Annotated in this window: 15 protein-coding genes; 2 read left to right on the plus strand and 13 right to left on the minus strand. The window is 72.4% G+C overall.

Going from position 1 to position 17,158, the window contains the following annotated elements:
- Window positions 1-27 precede the first annotated feature (27 nt).
- Entirely contained in the window at window positions 28-681 is a 654-nt protein-coding gene (locus tag EDF40_RS12110; RefSeq protein WP_123339705.1) for an NAD(P)-dependent oxidoreductase, read from the plus strand.
- A gap of 16 nt (window positions 682-697) precedes the next feature.
- Here EDF40_RS12110 and EDF40_RS12115 read toward each other — a convergent pair whose 3' ends face one another.
- Window positions 698-2,284 carry an RsmB/NOP family class I SAM-dependent RNA methyltransferase gene (locus tag EDF40_RS12115; protein ID WP_260212702.1) on the minus strand — a complete coding sequence of 529 codons (1,587 nt, stop codon included), beginning with the start codon at window positions 2,282-2,284 and terminating at the stop codon, window positions 698-700.
- Window positions 2,281-3,216 carry a methionyl-tRNA formyltransferase gene (locus tag EDF40_RS12120; protein WP_123339706.1) on the minus strand — a complete coding sequence of 312 codons (936 nt, stop codon included), beginning with the start codon at window positions 3,214-3,216 and terminating at the stop codon, window positions 2,281-2,283. The genes EDF40_RS12115 and EDF40_RS12120 overlap by 4 nt, the downstream gene beginning before the upstream one ends.
- Window positions 3,217-3,312: 96 nt before the next feature.
- On the opposite strand from EDF40_RS12120, the gene EDF40_RS12125 reads away from it, so the two are divergent.
- Window positions 3,313-3,768 (plus strand): DUF4383 domain-containing protein, encoded by a 456-nt coding sequence (locus EDF40_RS12125; protein ID WP_123339707.1) that lies wholly within the window; start codon window positions 3,313-3,315, stop codon window positions 3,766-3,768.
- Between the two features lie 81 nt (window positions 3,769-3,849).
- Here the strand turns inward: EDF40_RS12125 and EDF40_RS12130 are convergent, their stop codons facing one another.
- The 11 genes from EDF40_RS12130 to pyrR are packed head-to-tail and all read right to left on the minus strand — an operon-like array spanning window position 3,850 to window position 17,151.
- Complete coding sequence (locus tag EDF40_RS12130; RefSeq protein WP_123339708.1) at window positions 3,850-5,856, minus strand: primosomal protein N'; 2,007 nt, start codon at window positions 5,854-5,856, stop codon at window positions 3,850-3,852.
- A gap of 8 nt (window positions 5,857-5,864) precedes the next feature.
- Window positions 5,865-7,076, minus strand: a complete 1,212-nt coding sequence (gene metK / locus EDF40_RS12135) for a methionine adenosyltransferase (RefSeq protein WP_185003007.1) — start codon at window positions 7,074-7,076, stop codon at window positions 5,865-5,867.
- A gap of 5 nt (window positions 7,077-7,081) precedes the next feature.
- Window positions 7,082-7,345 (minus strand): DNA-directed RNA polymerase subunit omega, encoded by a 264-nt coding sequence (rpoZ, locus tag EDF40_RS12140; protein WP_114849971.1) that lies wholly within the window; start codon window positions 7,343-7,345, stop codon window positions 7,082-7,084.
- 27 nt (window positions 7,346-7,372) lie between these two features.
- Entirely contained in the window at window positions 7,373-8,311 is a 939-nt protein-coding gene (gmk, locus tag EDF40_RS12145) for a guanylate kinase (protein WP_123339709.1), read from the minus strand.
- Window positions 8,308-9,192 carry an orotidine-5'-phosphate decarboxylase gene (pyrF, locus tag EDF40_RS12150; RefSeq protein WP_260212712.1) on the minus strand — a complete coding sequence of 295 codons (885 nt, stop codon included), beginning with the start codon at window positions 9,190-9,192 and terminating at the stop codon, window positions 8,308-8,310. The genes gmk and pyrF overlap by 4 nt, the downstream gene beginning before the upstream one ends.
- Window positions 9,189-12,482, minus strand: a complete 3,294-nt coding sequence (gene carB / locus EDF40_RS12155; RefSeq protein WP_123339711.1) for a carbamoyl-phosphate synthase large subunit — start codon at window positions 12,480-12,482, stop codon at window positions 9,189-9,191. Before carB ends, pyrF begins: the two co-directional genes overlap by 4 nt.
- Window positions 12,482-13,681: a glutamine-hydrolyzing carbamoyl-phosphate synthase small subunit gene (gene carA / locus EDF40_RS12160; RefSeq protein WP_123339712.1), complete on the minus strand. Its 1,200-nt coding sequence runs from the start codon at window positions 13,679-13,681 to the stop codon at window positions 12,482-12,484. Before carA ends, carB begins: the two co-directional genes overlap by 1 nt.
- Window positions 13,678-14,241, minus strand: a complete 564-nt coding sequence (locus tag EDF40_RS12165) for a hypothetical protein (protein WP_123339713.1) — start codon at window positions 14,239-14,241, stop codon at window positions 13,678-13,680. Before EDF40_RS12165 ends, carA begins: the two co-directional genes overlap by 4 nt.
- Window positions 14,238-15,596, minus strand: coding sequence for a dihydroorotase (locus tag EDF40_RS12170; RefSeq protein ID WP_123339714.1), 1,359 nt, complete (start codon window positions 15,594-15,596; stop codon window positions 14,238-14,240). The genes EDF40_RS12165 and EDF40_RS12170 overlap by 4 nt, the downstream gene beginning before the upstream one ends.
- Entirely contained in the window at window positions 15,593-16,552 is a 960-nt protein-coding gene (locus tag EDF40_RS12175; protein WP_123294316.1) for an aspartate carbamoyltransferase catalytic subunit, read from the minus strand. The genes EDF40_RS12170 and EDF40_RS12175 overlap by 4 nt, the downstream gene beginning before the upstream one ends.
- Window positions 16,552-17,151 carry a bifunctional pyr operon transcriptional regulator/uracil phosphoribosyltransferase PyrR gene (gene pyrR / locus EDF40_RS12180; RefSeq protein ID WP_111083911.1) on the minus strand — a complete coding sequence of 200 codons (600 nt, stop codon included), beginning with the start codon at window positions 17,149-17,151 and terminating at the stop codon, window positions 16,552-16,554. Before pyrR ends, EDF40_RS12175 begins: the two co-directional genes overlap by 1 nt.
- Between the last annotated feature and the right edge of the window lie 7 nt (window positions 17,152-17,158).

Genomic DNA, 17,158 nt, shown 5'->3' on the forward strand with positions numbered 1-17,158 from the left:
TTTCTAGGCAACGCCTAGTTTGACGACATGCCTTCGGAACAGACCCTCCTCGTGTTCGGCGCGACCGGCCAGACCGGCCAGCACTTCACCCGACTCGCGCTCGACGCCGGGCACCGCGTCCGAGCAGTCGCACGGACGCCGTCGAAGCTGGCCGTCCAGCACGACGACCTGCAGGTCGTGCAGGGCTCGGTCACCGACGACCTCGACCTCGATGCACTGCTCGACGGCGTGACGGGCGTCGTCGTGATGCTCGGGGACGTCGCCGCGCAACGCGAGCGACCCGTCAACACGCAGTTCGTCCGCGTCCTCGTCCCCGCCATGCGCCGGAACGGCACCCGGCGCCTGCTGTACCAGGCCGGCGGGCTGAGCGCCCCTCCCGGCAAGCGGCTCGCCCCCGTGCTCCGCGTCGTCCGGTCGACGCTCGCGCGGGACTACCGCGGCCAGCACGCGGACAACGAGGCGGTCATGCGCTACCTCGACGCCGACGCGCAGGACATCGCCTGGACCGTCCACCGGGCCGGCATCGGCTCGGACGGTCCCACGAAGGGCGAGCTCCGCCGGTCGGCGCGGTGGATCAGCATCGGCACGTTCCGTGACTGTGCCGCGTACAACCTGCGGGCGCTGTTCGACGACTCGGCCGTGCACACCTGCGACGGCAGCGCCTACCGGCGAGCGGCCTGAACGCCGGGCGACGCGCTCAGCCCACGCGACGGAACAACGCGATGAACATCGCGTCCGTGCCGACCCGGTGCGGCCAGAGCTGCGCCGTGTTGCCGTCCGCGATCTCCGGGTCGCGCGCGGCGACCCCCCGGACGATCGTCGCGGTGTCGAGCTGCTCGAGGACTCCCCCGTGCCGCCCCATCAGGGCGTCGACCTGCCCGCGCGTCTCGGCCAGGTGCGGCGAGCACGTGACGTACGCGAGCGTCCCACCCGGTGCGAGCACCCGGACCGCGGCGTCGAGCAGCTCGGTCTGCAGGGCCGCGAGCTCCTGGACGTCCTCGGGGGTCTTCCGCCAGCGTGCTTCCGGACGCCGACGCAGGGCGCCGAGGCCGGTGCACGGCGCGTCGAGCAGGATGCGGTCGAAGGTCATCCCGGTGCCGTCGCGGCCGTAGCGCCGGGCGTCCCCCTCGACGACGCGGACGTGGTCGCCGAACACCCCGAGGGCGTTCCGCACGAGTCCGGCACGTGCCGGCACGAGCTCGTTCGCGACGAGGGTCGCGCCGCCCTGCTGCGCCTCGGCCGCGAGCAACGCGGCCTTGCCGCCGGGGCCGGCGCACATGTCGAGCCAGCGCTCGCCCTCGCGCACCGCGGACGACCGACTCAGCGCGAGGGCGGCGAGCTGCGAGCCCTCGTCCTGCACGCGCAGGCGCCCGGCAGCGACGCCCGGCACGCGCGCGGGGTCACCGGAGATGCCGCGGATCCCGACGGGCGAGACCGGCAGGGCGTCGGCGGCCGGCACGGGGTCGGCGGTCCGGACGGGAGGCACGGTGCCGGTCGCGCCGTCGGCCTCCGGTTCGTCGTCGGCGGGCACCAGGGCCGCCGGCACGTCCGCCGCGCCGGTCGCCTCGGCGAACGCGGCATCGGCGTCGGCGTCGTCGTCTGCGTCTTCGTCCGGCACCGCGGTCGCGGTCGCGGTGGCGATGTCCTCGTCGGTGGCGAGCCCGGGCAGCGCCGCGAGCTGCACCCGGGGCGCGGCGTTGTCGGCGGCGAGCAGGGCGGCGAGCTCGTCGCGCGAGCGTTCGGCGGCGAGGGCGTCGCGCAGTGCCGAGACGACCCAGACCGGGTGCGACCACCGCGTGGCGAGCAGGGCGTCGCCACCACGGCCCTCGGTGATCTGCGCGTCCCACTCGTCGTCGGTGCGCGCGGCGATCTTGCGCATCACGGCGTTCACGAAGCCGGTGGCACGGCGGGCACCGACCTCGCGGGCGAGCTCGACCGTGGCGTCGACCGCGGCGTGCGTCGGGGTGCGCATGGCGAGCAGCTGGTGGGCGCCGAGCCGCATCACGTCGAGGACGTCGGCCTCGATGTTCTCCGGCCGACGACCCGACGCCAGCGCGATGATGACGTCGTAGCGACCGAGCATCCGGATCGAGCCGTAGGTGAGCTCGGTGGCGAACGCGGCGTCGCGCGCGGTGAGGCCGGCACGACGGATGCGTGTCGGCAGCAGCAGGTTCGCGTACGCGTCGTCGACCTGCACGGCACGGAGCACGTCGAACGCGACACGACGGGCGTTCGCGGGGCGGGGACCGCGGCGGGCGCCCCGGGTGTTCGTCGGCTGGCTCATGCGAGGACCTTCCCGTCCAGTTCGCCCAGGCCACGGGCCCAGGCTGCGGCGTCCATCGCCTTCTTGCCGGCCGGCTGCACCTCGAGCAGCGCCAGCGGAGTGTCACCGGTCCCGACCAGCAGCCGACCGCCGTGGAGTGCCAGCGCACCGGGCGCGAGGTGCGGGGCGGGGTCCGCGGGGCCTCCTGTCAGGCGGTTGCTGCGGAGCAGCTTCACGCGGGTCTCGCCGAGGTGGGCGTACGCGCCGGGCTCGGGGGTGACCCCGCGCAGACGGGCGTGCACGACCGCAGCCGGAGCGTCGAAGTCGATGCGCCCGTCGTCGATGGTCAGCTTCGGTGCGAGCGTCGGCTCACCGGTCTGCTCGGTCGCGACGGCCGTGCCGGCGGCGATGTGGTCGACCACCCGGGCGACGGTCTCGGCACCCGACTCGGCCATGGCGGCGAGGACCTCGCCGGCGGTGGCCTCCGGGTCGATCTCGAACGGGTCCGCCGCGAACACCGGGCCGGCGTCGAGCGCCTCGACGAGCTGGAAGACCGACGCGGCGGTGCGGATCTCCCCCGCCATCACGGCCCGCTGGACCGGCGCGGCGCCGCGGTACGCCGGCAGGTCGGAGAAGTGCAGGTTGACCCAGCCGAGGCGCGGAGCGTCGAGCGCGGGGCGTCGGAGCAACGCGCCGTAGGCGACGATGACCCCGAGGTCGACGTCGAGCGCGGCGATGCGCGCGGTGACGTCGTCGTCGACGCGGTTCGCCTCGATGACGGGCAGCCCGAGCTCCGCGGCGACCTGCGCGACCGGTGTCGGCGTCAGGACGCGCTTCCGGCCCTGCGGTGTCGGCGGACGCGTGAGGACCGCGGCGATCTCGTGGTCGGACGCCGCCAGGCGGCGGAGGGTGGGAACGGCCGCAGCGGGGCTGCCGGCGACGACGAGACGCATGGGTTCGATCCTCCCACGCGCGCGCTCGGTGGACTGACCCGAACCGGGCCCGCGCCGGGTGGGTACGGTCTGCGGCACAGCACGAGAGGGGTTCCCATGTCCGACGTCACCACGTCCACCGACCGCTTCGCAGGGTCCAGCATCCAGAAGGTCGCGCTGCTCGTCGGCGTCGTGTTCCTGCTCGTCGGGATCGCCGGGTTCGTGCCCGGGCTGACGTCCGGTTCGCTCGCAGGTGCCGGCCACGGGTCGATGGCGATGCTGCTCGGGGTCTTCCAGGTGTCGGTGCTGCACAACGTCGTGCACCTGTTGTTCGGGGTCGTCGGGGTGCTCGCGGCGGGGTACGCCACCGGTTCGCGGATGTACCTGGTGCTCGGCGGAGTCGTCTACTTCGTGCTCTGGGTCTACGGGCTGTTCACCGCGGGGCACTCGTTCGGCGCGAACTTCGTGCCGCTGAACTGGGCGGACAACTGGCTGCACCTCGTGCTCGCGGTCGGGATGGTCGCGCTCGGCGTGGTGTTCCCGCGCGTCGGTGGGCGGGCCGTGCGGGCCTGACGCTGCTGCCGCGGACTCGGAACGACACCCTCGTCGTCGTACGACGCCGAGGGTGTCGTTCTGCGTCGGAGCTGGGCGGGGTCAGACCTCGGAGAAGGGTTCGGCGTCGTCGAGCCGGACCCGCAGCGTCGGTGCCGCCCTACGCCGGTTGCCACCCTTGAGCACCCGCCGGGTCGACGACCGCCGGATCACCTCGGCCTTCAGGGTCGCCGCGACCTCGGCACCATGGGCGTACGGGAACCGCACGATCGCCCGGACCGTGCCCGGCAGGGCGTCGTCCTCGACGGGGACCGGGCCGAGCACCGGGCCCGCGGTCGCCCCCTCGAGGGCCTCGACCGCGGCGGTCACGGCCTCGTCGGTGCCGGTCATCGTCGCCACGCGGACCGCCGGCGGGAAGTGCAGCTCGCGCCGGTCGGTGAGTTCGTCGTGCGCGGGACCGTCGAGCCGCCAGAGCGCCATCGCCGTCGCGAGCTTGCCGCCGATGCCGACCAGGTACGCCTCGGCCCCGGGAGCGCCCTTCGCGGCGGCGTTCGTCCAGAACCGGAGCACGTCCTCCTGCACGCGCAGCCCTTCGCGCGCGAGCATCTTCTCGCCGTCGAGCAGCAGGACGCACGCGTAGCCCCCGGGCACGCTCGGCTCGGCACCGCGGGTCGCGACGACGACGGAGGGCCGCGCAGGGACCTCGTCGAGCGGGCGTGAGCCGTCCGCCACCACGATCCGGGTGCCGGGGAACGCCCGCCCGAGTTCGTCGGCGGTGCGTTGGGCACCCTGTCCCACGGGCTTCACGGTGCCGTTGCCGCACGTCGGGCAGCGGAACCCCACGGCGAGGGCACCGCAGAACCGGCACTGCGGCGTGGCACCGCGGTGCGGGCTGCCAAGCGGACCGCCGCAGATCCGGCAGTGCGCCCGCTCACCGCACTCTGCGCAGACGAGCCCGGTGCCGAACCCGGGGCTCGCGACCTGCACGAGCACCGGGCCGTGCTGGCTGGCCTCGCGCGCGGCGCGCCAGGCTGAGCTCGGGATGCGCGCTTGCGCGGCGTAGCCCTCGGCCGAGGTCTGCTGCACGGTGGGGATGACCTTCGGGGTCTTCACCCGGAACGGCGTGACGTCCTGCAGCCAGTGCAGTTCGACGAGCCGTTGCACGTCGGTGCTGCGGGCGTGCGAGAGGAACAGCAGTGCGGCACCCGACTGCGCAGCCCGCACGAGGGCGACGTCACGCGTGTGCACGTACGGCGCGCGCTGCTCGATGAACGAGGCGTCGCCGTCGTCCCACATCGCGATGAGCCCGAGATCGGTCGCCGGCGCGTACACCGCCGTGCGGTTGCCGATCGCGACGACGGGGTGGGTCCGCGCCTGCAGCAGTGCCTTGGCCCGCTGCCCGTTCGTCTGCTTGGCGTCGAAGCGCACGACCCGTTCCGGCGGCAGCACCGCGAGCAGCGCGCGCTCGAGGTCGATCACGTCGCGGAAGTCGGGGACGGCGATGACGGCGGACTGCTCGCTCGCCAGCGTGTGGGCGGCGGCCTGGGCGAGGGTCGCCGCCCAGCCGGGCACCCAGATCGGATCGGAGTCGCCGTCGCCCTCGTCGCTGGTGGGCCCGGCCAGCGCCACCGGGTGGGGAACGGCGGCGACCGCAGCGCGATCGTGCTCGGCGATCACGCCTTCGAGCATGCCCGGGGTGTAGCCGGTCACCGGCGGGGCGGACACCGGGGGCGGGGACCACGAGGTGTCCCGCGCGAGCCAGGCCTTCTCGGCGCGGACCTGGCGGGTCGGCACGGCCAGACGGAGGACGTCGGACGCCACACCGGCGGCACGGTCGGCCACGGCGCGGGCGAGCTTCCAGATCTCCGGCGCCAGCACCGGGACGGGTGACACCAGGGTCTCGATCGCGCTCAGTTCACCCGGGTAGTCGCCCTCGTCGACGATCTCGACGACGTAGCCGTCGGACATCCGGGCCCCGGTGCGGAGCGGGACCTTCACGCGGACCCCCGGCACGCAGTCGTCCTCGAGCTCGGCCGGCACCCGGTAGTCGAACAGACGGTCCAACTGCGGGAGCGGCGAGTCGAGGACGACGCGCGCGACGGTGGTCACGCGGTGCCTCAGACGGCGGCGGTGACGAGCCCTGCGGCGGCGCGGAGTTCCTCGACGCGGTCGAGCTGCTCCCAGGTGAACCCGGGGAGCTCGCGGCCGAAGTGTCCGTACGTCGCGGTCTGCGCGTAGATCGGACGGAGCAGGTCGAGGTCGCGGATGATCGCGGCCGGACGCAGGTCGAAGACCTGGCGGATCGCGGCTTCGATCGTGGCGTCGTCGACGTGTCCGGTGCCGAAGGTCTCGACGTAGAGCCCGACGGGCTTCGCGCGGCCGATCGCGTAGGCGACCTGCACCTCGAGCCGGTCGGCGAGGCCCGCGGCGACCGCGTTCTTCGCGACCCAGCGCAGCGCGTACGCCGCCGAGCGGTCGACCTTGGACGGGTCCTTGCCGCTGAACGCGCCCCCACCGTGACGGGAGGCCCCGCCGTAGGTGTCGACGATGACCTTGCGGCCGGTGAGTCCGGCGTCGCCCTGGGGGCCACCGATCTCGAAGCGACCCGTCGGGTTGACGATGACGTCGACGTGCGAGGAGTCGAGGTCGACGAGGTCGAGCACCGGACGGATCACGTGCTCGGTGATCTCGGCGGTGAGCTGCTCCAGCGTGACGCTCGGCGAGTGCTGCGTCGACAGGACGACGGTCTCGACGGTCTTCGGCACGACGCCGTCGTAGCCGACGGTGACCTGCGTCTTGCCGTCCGGGCGCAGGAACGCCAGCTCGCCGGACTTGCGCACGGCGGCCAGACGCTCGGCCAGGCGGTGCGCCAGCCAGATCGCGACCGGCATGTACTCGGGGGTCTCGTTCGTCGCGAAGCCGAACATGATGCCCTGGTCGCCGGCACCCTGACGGTCGAGCGGGTCGACCGCGCCGGTGCGGGAGTCGAGCGACTCGTCGACGCCCTGCGCGATGTCCGGCGACTGCGCACCGATCGACACCTCGACGCCGCACGTGGCGCCGTCGAAGGAGACGTCCGACGAGTTGTAGCCGATGCCCGTGATGACGTCACGGACGAGCTTGGGGATCTCGACGTAGCCCGAGGTCGTGACCTCGCCCGCGACGTGCACGAGCCCGGTCGTCACCATCGTCTCGACGGCGACCCGAGCGTGCGGGTCCACCGTGAGCAGTGCGTCGAGGATGCTGTCCGAGATCTGGTCGCAGATCTTGTCGGGGTGCCCCTCGGTCACCGACTCGGACGTGAAGAGGCGCAGAGTAGCTGCAGTCACCGGGATCAGTCGGAGGGCTGCTGCTGCTTGGTGACGGTGAGCTTGTCCTCGTTGATCTCGTGGAGAGCCACGGACAGCGGCTTGTCGTCGATCGTCGAGTCGACGAGCGGGCCGACGTTGTCGAAGAGCGAGCCCTCGTGCAGGTCGGCGTAGTAGTCGTTGATCTGACGCGCACGCTTGGAAGCGAAGATGACGAGCGCGTACTTCGACTCGACCTTGCTGAGCAGGTCGTCGATGGGCGGGTCGATGATGCCCTGGGGGTTGGCCATGGAGTCTCCTCGTCGTCGGTGCACCCGTCAGGGCGCAGAGAACAAGTCTACGACCTGCCGTGCCGCGGTGCCGACATCGGAGTTCACGATGCGGACGTCGAACTCGTCCTGGGCGGCCAGTTCGACCTTCGCGGTGTCGAGTCGACGCGCCTGTTCCTCGGGCGACTCGGTGCCGCGGCCGATGAGTCGACGCACCAGCTCTTCCCACGTCGGGGGCAGCAGGAACACGAGCACGGCCTCGGGCATGGCGTCACGGACCTGGCGAGCACCCTGCAGGTCGATCTCGAGCATGACCCGCTCGCCGGCGTCGAGCGCTCGGTCGATCGGCGGCCGCGGGGTGCCGTATCGGTACGAGTTGTGCACCGTGGCCCACTCGAGCAGTTCGCGCTCGCGGATCATCCGGTCGAACTCAGCGTCGTCGACGAAGTAGTAGTGCACGCCGTCGACCTCGCCCGGGCGGGGCTTCCGGGTGGTGGCGGAGACGCTGAGGTTCACGTCCGGGTACTGCTCGCGGATGTACGCGCTCACCGTGCCCTTGCCGACCGCCGTCGGCCCGGCGAGGACGACGAGCTTCGAGGCACCGCGCTTGCGACCGCGGGCGGCGAGCCAGTCGGCCAGGGCCGTGCGCTGCCGGGTGCCGAGGCCCCCGAGGCGCTTCGACGGCGCGATGCGCAGCGTGCCCATGATCGACTCGGCACGTGCCGGACCGATGCCGGACAGGCTGACGAGCAGGTCGCGCACCCGGAGCGAGCGCTCCGCCGAGGTCGTGTCGACGAGGGCGTCATCCCATGCAGACCGTGCGACCTCGAGCGCCGAGCGCTCCCCCGACGCGATCGCAGACTTGACCGCAGCCCGGGCGCGTCGCGCGGCGACCGCTGCCTGGGCCGCCGCGACGCGGTCGACCTGCGGTGGCGTGCGGTGGGCCGGCAGGTCGGTGCCGTCGGCGCGGTCGCCGTCGGCGGTCATGCTGCGGCCCCGAGGGCGGCGCGGATCCGGTCGGCGCGGTCGGACACGAGTGCCGCGACGCCGTCCGGACCGTCGGTCAGCAGCCCGCGCGACTCGCTCACGAGCACCTGTTCGGCGCGCGCACCGTACAGCGCACGGAGGTCCTCGATCCGGGCGCCCTGGGCACCGAAGCCCGGGGCCAGGACCGGCGCGGTGCCGATGGCGTCCGCGTCGATGCCGAAGTCGTCGAGGTGAAGGGTCGCGCCGAGCACGAGCCCGACGTCGCCGAGGGCCTGGTCGCCCGCGGCCCGGTTGTCGTCTGCCACGTCCAAGACGATACCGGCAGCCACGGACCGCCCGGCACGCGGGCCCTCCGCCAGGACCGCGGTCTGCAGCACCCGCGCCTCAGGGTTGCTCGTCGCGGCGAGCACGAAGACCCCGGCACCGTTCCGTCGAGCGACGTCGACCGTCCCGCTGAGCGAGCCGTAGCCCAGGTACGGCGACACCGTCATCGCGTCGGCCGCGAACGGCCCGTCACGGTCGAGCCACGCGAGCGCGTAGTCGTCACCGGTCGACCCGATGTCGCCCCGCTTCACGTCGGCGACGACCAGGAGGCCCGCATCACGTGCCCGACGGATCGTCGCGTCGAGCGCGCGGTAGCCCGCAACCCCCGCCGCCTCGAAGAAGGCGATCTGCGGCTTCACGATCGCCGCGCGGCCGGCGGCCGCGTCGACCAGGGCCGCACCGAAGGCGGTCAGGCCCTGCTCGTCGCGGCCGAGCCCCCACGCCGCCAGGGTGGTGGCGTGGGGGTCGATGCCGACGCAGAGCGGTGAACGCTCGCGCATCGCGGACGCGAGCCGATCGCCGAAGGAGGCCGGGCCTCCCGTGTGCCCCTCGCTCACCAGGTGGCGCGCTCCCGCGCGTAGTCCTGCAGGCTCCGGACGTTGAGTGGCGTGCCGATCGTCTCGATCGCCGCGACCGCCGCACCGATCTGCGCGATCGTCGTGAACAGCGGCTTGTCCGCTGCGACCGTGGCCGCACGGATCTCGTACCCGTCCGCACGACCGGCGGCACCGGACGGCGTGTTGATGACGATGTCGACCTCGTTGCGCGTCAGCAGGTCGACGACGCTCTCGCCGCCCTGGCTGTACTTGCCGACGATGCCGACCTCGATGCCGTTGCGGCGGAGGATCTCCGCCGTGCCCTCGGTCGCGATGACCGTGAAGCCGAGCTGCTGCAGGCGGTGCACCGGCAGCACGATGGCGCGCTTGTCGGTGTCCGCGACGCTCACGAAGACCGTGCCGCTGGTCGGCAGGCCGCCGTACGCGGCGTCCTGCGACTTGAGGAACGCCCGCGGGAAGTCGCGGTCGATGCCCATGACCTCGCCGGTGGAGCGCATCTCGGGGCTGAGGACCGAGTCGACGACCTGGCCCTCGCGGGTGCGGAAGCGGCGGAAGGGCAGGACGGCCTCCTTGACGGCGACCGGCGCCTCCATCGGGACGAACGCCCCGTCGCGTGCCGGCAGCATGCCCTCGGCGACGAGCTCGTCGACGCTGGTGCCGGTCATGATGCGGGACGCGGCCTTGGCCAGCGCGATGCCGAGCGCCTTCGAGACGAACGGGACCGTGCGGCTGGCGCGCGGGTTCGCCTCGAGGACGTAGAGCACGCCGGCGCCGATGGCGAACTGGACGTTGAGCAGCCCCTGCACGCCGATGCCGCGGGCGATCTTCTCGGTCGCGTCGACGACGCCCTGGATCTCGGCACGGCCGAGGCCGACCGGGGGCAGGGTGCAGGCGGAGTCACCGGAGTGGATGCCGGCCTCTTCCAGGTGCTCCATGATGCCGCCGATGTAGAGCCGTTCACCGTCGAAGAGCGCGTCGACGTCGATCTCCACCGCGTCGTCCAGGAACCGGTCGACGAGCAGCGGGAGCTCCGGGCCGATGATCGCCTGGTCGGCCATCCGGTCGAAGTAGTCGGCGAGCGACGGGGAGTCGTACAGGATCTCCATGCCGCGGCCGCCGAGCACGAAGGACGGGCGGACGAGCACCGGGTAGCCGATCTCCTCGGCCACGGCGGTCGCGCTCGCCAGGTCGTGGGCGGTGCCGTTGCGCGGCGCGAGCAGCCCCGCGGCGTCGAGGATGGCGGAGAACTGGCCGCGCTCCTCGGCGGAGTCGATCGCCGTCGGGCTCGTGCCGAGGATCGGGATCCCCGCCGCCTCGAGCGGCTTCGCCAGGCCCAGGGCGGTCTGCCCGCCGAGCTGCACGACGACGCCGACGAGCTCGCCCGACGCTGCCTCGGCCTCGATGACCTCGAGGACGTCCTCGGCCGTGAGCGGCTCGAAGTACAGGCGGTCCGAGGTGTCGTAGTCGGTGGAGACCGTCTCGGGGTTGCAGTTGATCATGATCGTCTCGAACCCGGCGTCGCTCAGCGCGAAGGACGCGTGCACGCAGGAGTAGTCGAACTCGACGCCCTGGCCGATTCGGTTCGGGCCGGAGCCCAGGATGACGACCTTCTTGCGGTCGCTCGCGACCACCTCGGTCTCGGCGTCGTACGACGAGTAGTGGTACGGCGTCAGGGCCGGGAACTCCCCGGCGCAGGTGTCGACGGTCTTGAAGACGGGGCGGATGCCGAGGGCGTGCCGGTCGTCGCGGACCTGCTGCTCGCTGACCGGGCGCTCCGGGGTGCTGCGCAGCGCCGCGATCTGGGTGTCGCTGAAGCCGTGCTCCTTGGCCCAGCGGATGGTGTCCGCGTCGAGCTCGTCCGCGGCCGCGACCTCGGCGGCGACCTCGTTGATGAGCACGATCTGGTCGATGAACCAGGGGTCGATCTTCGTGGCGTCGAAGACCTCGGCGGCGGTGGCGCCGGCGACCAGGGCCTGCTGCACCGTGACGATCCGGCCGTCGGTGGGGATGGACGACTTCGCGAGCAGGGCGTCCTTGTCGAGCTCCGCCGCCGGGGTGTCCCAGTGGAAGCTCGAGCCGCGCTTCTCGAGCGAGCGCAGCGACTTCTGCAGCGCCGTCGCGTAGTTGCGGCCGATGGCCATCGCCTCGCCGACGCTCTTCATCGTCGTGGTGAGCGTGGCGTCCGCCGCGGGGAACTTCTCGAACGCGAAGCGCGGGGTCTTCACGACCACGTAGTCGAGCGTCGGCTCGAAGCTGGCCGGAGTCACCTTCGTGATGTCGTTCTGGATCTCGTCCAGGCGGTACCCGATGGCGAGCTTCGCGGCGATCTTCGCGATCGGGAAGCCGGTGGCCTTCGACGCCAGGGCCGACGAACGGGAGACGCGCGGGTTCATCTCGATGACGATCAGGCGGCCGTTCGACGGGTCGACGGCGAACTGGATGTTGCAACCACCGGTGTCGACACCGACGCGACGGATGATGTCGATCCCGATGTTGCGCATGTTCTGGTACTCGCGGTCGGTGAGCGTGAGCGCCGGGGCGACGGTGATCGAGTCGCCGGTGTGCACGCCGACCGGGTCGACGTTCTCGATGGAGCAGATGACGACGGTGTTGTCGTAGTTGTCGCGCATCAGCTCGAGCTCGTACTCCTTCCAGCCGAGGATCGATTCCTCGAGCAGGACCTCGGTCGTCGGGCTGGACTGCAGCCCGTCGCCGACGAAACGGACGAGCTCGGCTTCGTCGTACGCGAAGCCCGAACCGAGACCACCCATGGTGAAGGACGGGCGGACGACGAGCGGGTAGCCGAGGTCCTTCGCGAACTCCTTCGCCTCTTCCAGCGTGTGGGCGATGTGGCTCCGGGCCACGTCGGCGCCGGACTCGAGCACGAGCTCCTTGAAGAGCTGGCGGTCCTCGCCGCGCTGGATGGCGTCCACCTTGGCGCCGATGAGCTCGACACCGTGCTTCTCGAGGATGCCGGCCTCGTCGAGCGCGATCGCCGCGTTCAGGGCGGTCTGGCCGCCCAGCGTCGGCAGGACGGCGTCCGGCTTCTCGATGCGGATGATCTCCTCGAGGCACGCGTTCGTGATCGGCTCGATGTAGGTCGCGTCGGCGAAGTCGGGGTCGGTCATGATCGTCGCCGGGTTCGGGTTGACGAGGATGACCCGGACGCCCTCGGCACGGAGGACACGACACGCCTGGGTGCCGGAGTAGTCGAACTCGGCGGCCTGACCGATGACGATCGGGCCGGAACCGATGACGAGGACGGAGTTGATGTCTGCGCGCTTGGGCATCAGTTCGCTTCCTTGGTGATGTCTGCTGCGGGAGTGGTCGCGTCGGCGGTGGCCGCGTCGAGCGGCTCCCCGTCACGTCGCGCGCGCACCAGGTCCGCGAACCGGTCGAAGAGGTACATGCTGTCGTGCGGACCAGCGGCGGCCTCGGGGTGGTACTGCACGCTGAACGCGGGCACGTCGAGCGCCCGCAGGCCCTCGACCACGTCGTCGTTCAGTGAGTAGTGCGAGACCTCGACGCGGCCGAACCCGGCCGGCGACTCGAGGACCTGCCCCAGAGGAGCGTCGACCGCGAAGCCGTGGTTCTGGCTCGTGATCTCGACCTTGCCCGTGGTGGTGTCGAGCACCGGCTGGTTGATGCCGCGGTGACCGAAGGGCAACTTGTAGGTGCCGAAGCCGAGCGCGCGGCCGAGCAGCTGGTTGCCGAAGCAGATGCCGAAGAACGGGCGACCGGTCCGCAGGCTGCCCTGCAGCAGTTCGACCTGGGCGTCCGACGCGGCGGGGTCGCCGGGGCCGTTCGAGTAGAACAGGGCGTCCGGTGCGAGCTCCTCGAGCGCCGCAGCGGAGATGTCCTGCGGCACGACGTGCACCTCGAAGCCGCGCTGGGCGAGGTAGCGGGTGGTCGACGCCTTCACGCCCAGGTCGAGGACGGCCAGTCGGCCGATCTGCTCGCCCTCGGCCGGCACGACGTAGGTCTCCGGGGTGGACACGATCGCCGAGAAGCTCGCGCCGGCCATCGTGGCCTGCGACCGGACGGCGTCCAGCTGCTCCGACTCGGACTGCTGCGCGTCGGCACCGCTGAAGACGCCGCCCTTCATGGCGCCGGCGTCGCGGATCCGGCGCGTGAGGGACCGGGTGTCGATGCCGGAGATCCCGACGATGCCGTCGCGCACCAGGTGGTCGTCGAGCGACGCGTTCGCGCGGTGGTTCGACACCACGCGACTGGGGTCGCGCACCACGTACCCGGCGACCCAGATGCGACGGGACTCCGGGTCCTCGTCGTTGACGCCGGTGTTGCCGATGTGCGGCGCGGTCTGCACCACGATCTGGCCGGCGTAGGACGGATCGGTCAGCGTCTCCTGGTAGCCGGTCATGCCGGTCGCGAAGACCACCTCGCCGAGCGTGCGCCCGCGGGCGCCGTAGGCCCAGCCGTCGTACCGGGTGCCGTCTTCGAGGACCAGGACGGCCCGTTCGCGTGTCATGCTTTCTTCCCTTCGCCCGCGGTTCGCGGGGCATCGGCCGCAGTCGCCTGCGGCCCGGTCTCGGTCAGTCCCTGCAGGGCGAGCAGCGCTGCTGCGTCGTCCTCCGGGAACCGGAAGTACGTGTCGAGGTCCGTCGCACCTGCGGCGCCGGTCGCCGTCCATCGCAGACGGACCAGTCCCCCGGGCTCGACCACCCGGTCGATCGCCCACGTCGAGCGGTCGGCCCCGCGGACCGCAGCGCGTGCGACCCAGCGGTCGTCCGCGCCGGCGAGTCGCAGGACCACACCGGTCTGGTGGACGCGCACGCCGCCGCGGCCGCGGAAGCCGAGTCCGCCGGCGGTGATGCGTTCCAGCGGCTGGTCGGCACGGGTCGTCGCGACGGAGAAACCGTCCCAGGCCCCGACTTCCGGTCCGATCGTGGTCGGGACGGGGACGGGAGGCACGGATTCCGCCTGCTTCCTGGTCCGCGTCCGCCAGGTGCGCGCCATGGCGACGAACAGCGCGGCCACCGCGAGCAGGATCACCCCGCCGAGCAACCAGCGCGCGGCGTCGCCGCTCATGCGCGCGCCCCCGTCCGGAGTGCCGCGGCGTGCGCGGCGACGGTGTCGGCGTCGACGAGACGGCCGTCGAGCACCGTCGGCGCGCCCAGGTGGAACGTGGCGACGACCCGGCCGGGCAGCGTCATGCCGAGGTACGGCGAGTTCTGCGACTGCCCGGCGAGGTCGGCGACCGCGAACTCGCGGCTGGCCGTCGGGTCGTAGAGCGTGATCTCGGCGGGCGCGCCCTCGGCGATGCGCTGACCGTGGCCCTCGACCTGGCCGATGCGCGCGGGCGCCTCGGACAGGACCCGGGCGACGTCGGCCCAGTCGAGCTGCCCCGACACGACGACGGCGGACTGCACGACGCTCAGCGCCGACTCGAGGCCGACCATGCCGTTCGCCGCCGCCGGCCACTCGCAGCACTTCGCCTCGGCGGTGTGCGGTGCGTGGTCGGTCGCGACGATGTCGATGGTGCCGTCGGCCAGGGCGGCGCGCAGGGCGTCGACGTCCTCGCGTGCCCGGAGCGGCGGGTTCACCTTGTAGCGGGCGTCGTACCCGGGGGCGCCGTCGTGCCCGGCGATGAGGTCCTCGGTGAGCACGAGGTGGTGCGGGGTGACCTCGGCGGTGACGTCGATGCCGCGGGACTTCGCCCAGCGGATCACCTCGACGCTGCCGGCGGTCGAGACGTGGCAGACGTGCAACCGAGCCCCGACGTGGTCGGCGAGCAGGACGTCGCGGGCGATGATCGCCTCTTCCGCCACGGCCGGCCAGCCCGCGAGCCCGAGCTCCGACGACAGCCGGCCCTCGTTCATCTGCGCACCGATGGTCAGGCGGGGCTCCTGCGCGTGCTGCGCGAGCACCCCGCCGAAGCCCTTGATGTACTCGAGTGCGCGGCGCATGAGGAGCGGGTCGGCCACGCAGGAGCCGTCGTCCGAGAAGACCCGGACCTTCGCCCTGCTCGTCGCCATGGCACCGATCTCGGACAGGTGCGTGCCCTGCAGCCCCTGCGACACCGCGCCGATCGGGCGGACCGTGACGTAGCCGGCGTCGTCGCCGAGTGCCTGCACCTGCTCGACGACCCCGGCGGTGTCGGCGACCGGGCTCGAGTTCGCCATCGCGTTGACGGCGGTGAAGCCTCCGGCCGCCGCGGCGCGCGAGCCGGTGAGGACCGTCTCGGATTCCTCGTGACCGGGCTCGCGCAGGTGGGTGTGCAGGTCGACGAGACCCGGCAGGGCGATGAGCCCGTCGGCGTCGACGACCGTTGCACCGCTCGCGTCCACGCCGGAGCCGATCGCCGTGATGCGGCCGTCCTGCAGTCGGATGTCGGCGCGCGAGCCGTCGACCAGCTGCGCGCCGCGGATCAGGTGAGCGGTCATGCTGCGGACTCCTTCGGTTCGGTGCCGGTCAGGGCCAGGTAGAGGACCGCCATGCGGACCGAGACGCCGTTCTCGACCTGCTCGACCACGGTGGAACGGGGGTCGTCGGCAGCGACGCCGGCGATCTCCAGCCCGCGGTTCATCGGACCGGGGTGCATGATCAGTGTGCGCTCGGACAGCCGCGCGAACCGCGCAGCCGTCAGGCCCCAGTGCCGCGTGTACTCGCGCGGGTTCGGGAAGAACGCGTCGTCCATCCGCTCCTGCTGGATCCGGAGCGTCATGACGACGTCCGGGTCCTCGGCCAGGGCGGCGTCGAGGTCGTGGTGCACCGCGGCTCCGAACGGCGTCGTCGTCGCGGGCAGGAGCGTCGGCGGTGCGGCGAAGGTGACGCTCGCGCCGAGGGTCCGGAGCAGCCACGCGTTCGATCGGGCGACGCGGCTGTGCAGCACGTCGCCGACGATCAGGACCCGGACGCCGTCGAGGCCCTGGCCGCGCGACCCGGCACCGTGCAGGCGACGACGCATGGTGAAGGCGTCGAGCAGCGCCTGCGTCGGGTGCTCGTGCGTGCCGTCGCCGGCGTTCACCACGGGGACGTCGATCCAGTCGGCGTCGGCCAGCACGCGCGGCGCACCGGACGAGCCGTGCCGCATGACGATGCCGTCGATGCCCATCGCGCCGAGGGTCTGCACGGTGTCCTTGAGGGACTCACCCTTGGAGACGCTCGAGCCCTTGGCCGCGAAGTTGATGACGTCGGCCGACAGGCGCTTCGCCGCGGCCTCGAACGAGATGCGCGTGCGTGTCGAGTCCTCGAAGAACAGGTTCACGACGGTCTTGCCGCGCAGGGCCGGGAGCTTCCGGACCTCGCGCGTGTTGACCTCGGCCATCTCCTCGGCGACGTCGAGGATGTGCACGGCCTGGTCGCGCGACAGGTCGGCGGTGGAGAGCAGGTGCCGCATCACGCCACCCCCTGCTCGATGAACACGGTGTCGTCGCCGTCGGTCTCGGACAGGTGCAGGGTGACCCGCTCGTCCGAGGCGGTCGGCAGGTTCTTGCCCACGTGGTCCGCGCGGATCGGCAGCTCGCGGTGGCCGCGGTCGACGAGCACGGCGAGCCGGACGGCGCGCGGCCGGCCGATCCCCTGCAGGGCGTCGAGCGCTGCCCGGACCGTGCGGCCCGAGTACAGGACGTCGTCGACGAGCACGACGACCTTGCCGTCGATGCCGCCGGCGGGGATCACCGTGCGGTGCGGGGCACGACCGATACCGTGCCCGAGGTCGTCCCGGTGCATGGTCACGTCGAGCGTGCCGACCCGTTCGGATCCGATGCCCGCCCGCGCGGACTGCCACTCGGGCTCGATGTCCGCCAGGACGCGGCCCAGCCGTTCGGCGAGCACGGCGCCCCGGGTCGGGATGCCCAGGAGGACGAGGTCCGAGCCGCCGTGGTTGGCCTCAAGGATCTCGTGTGCGATGCGCGTCAGAGCGCGCGTGATGTCGGGTTGCTGCAGGACCGTTCTGGTACCCACGTCGACCCCCTTCCCCGCCTCACTGGACGGCATTAAAGGA

Source organism: Curtobacterium sp. PhB170 (assembly GCF_003752345.1).
Taxonomy (GTDB): domain Bacteria; phylum Actinomycetota; class Actinomycetes; order Actinomycetales; family Microbacteriaceae; genus Curtobacterium.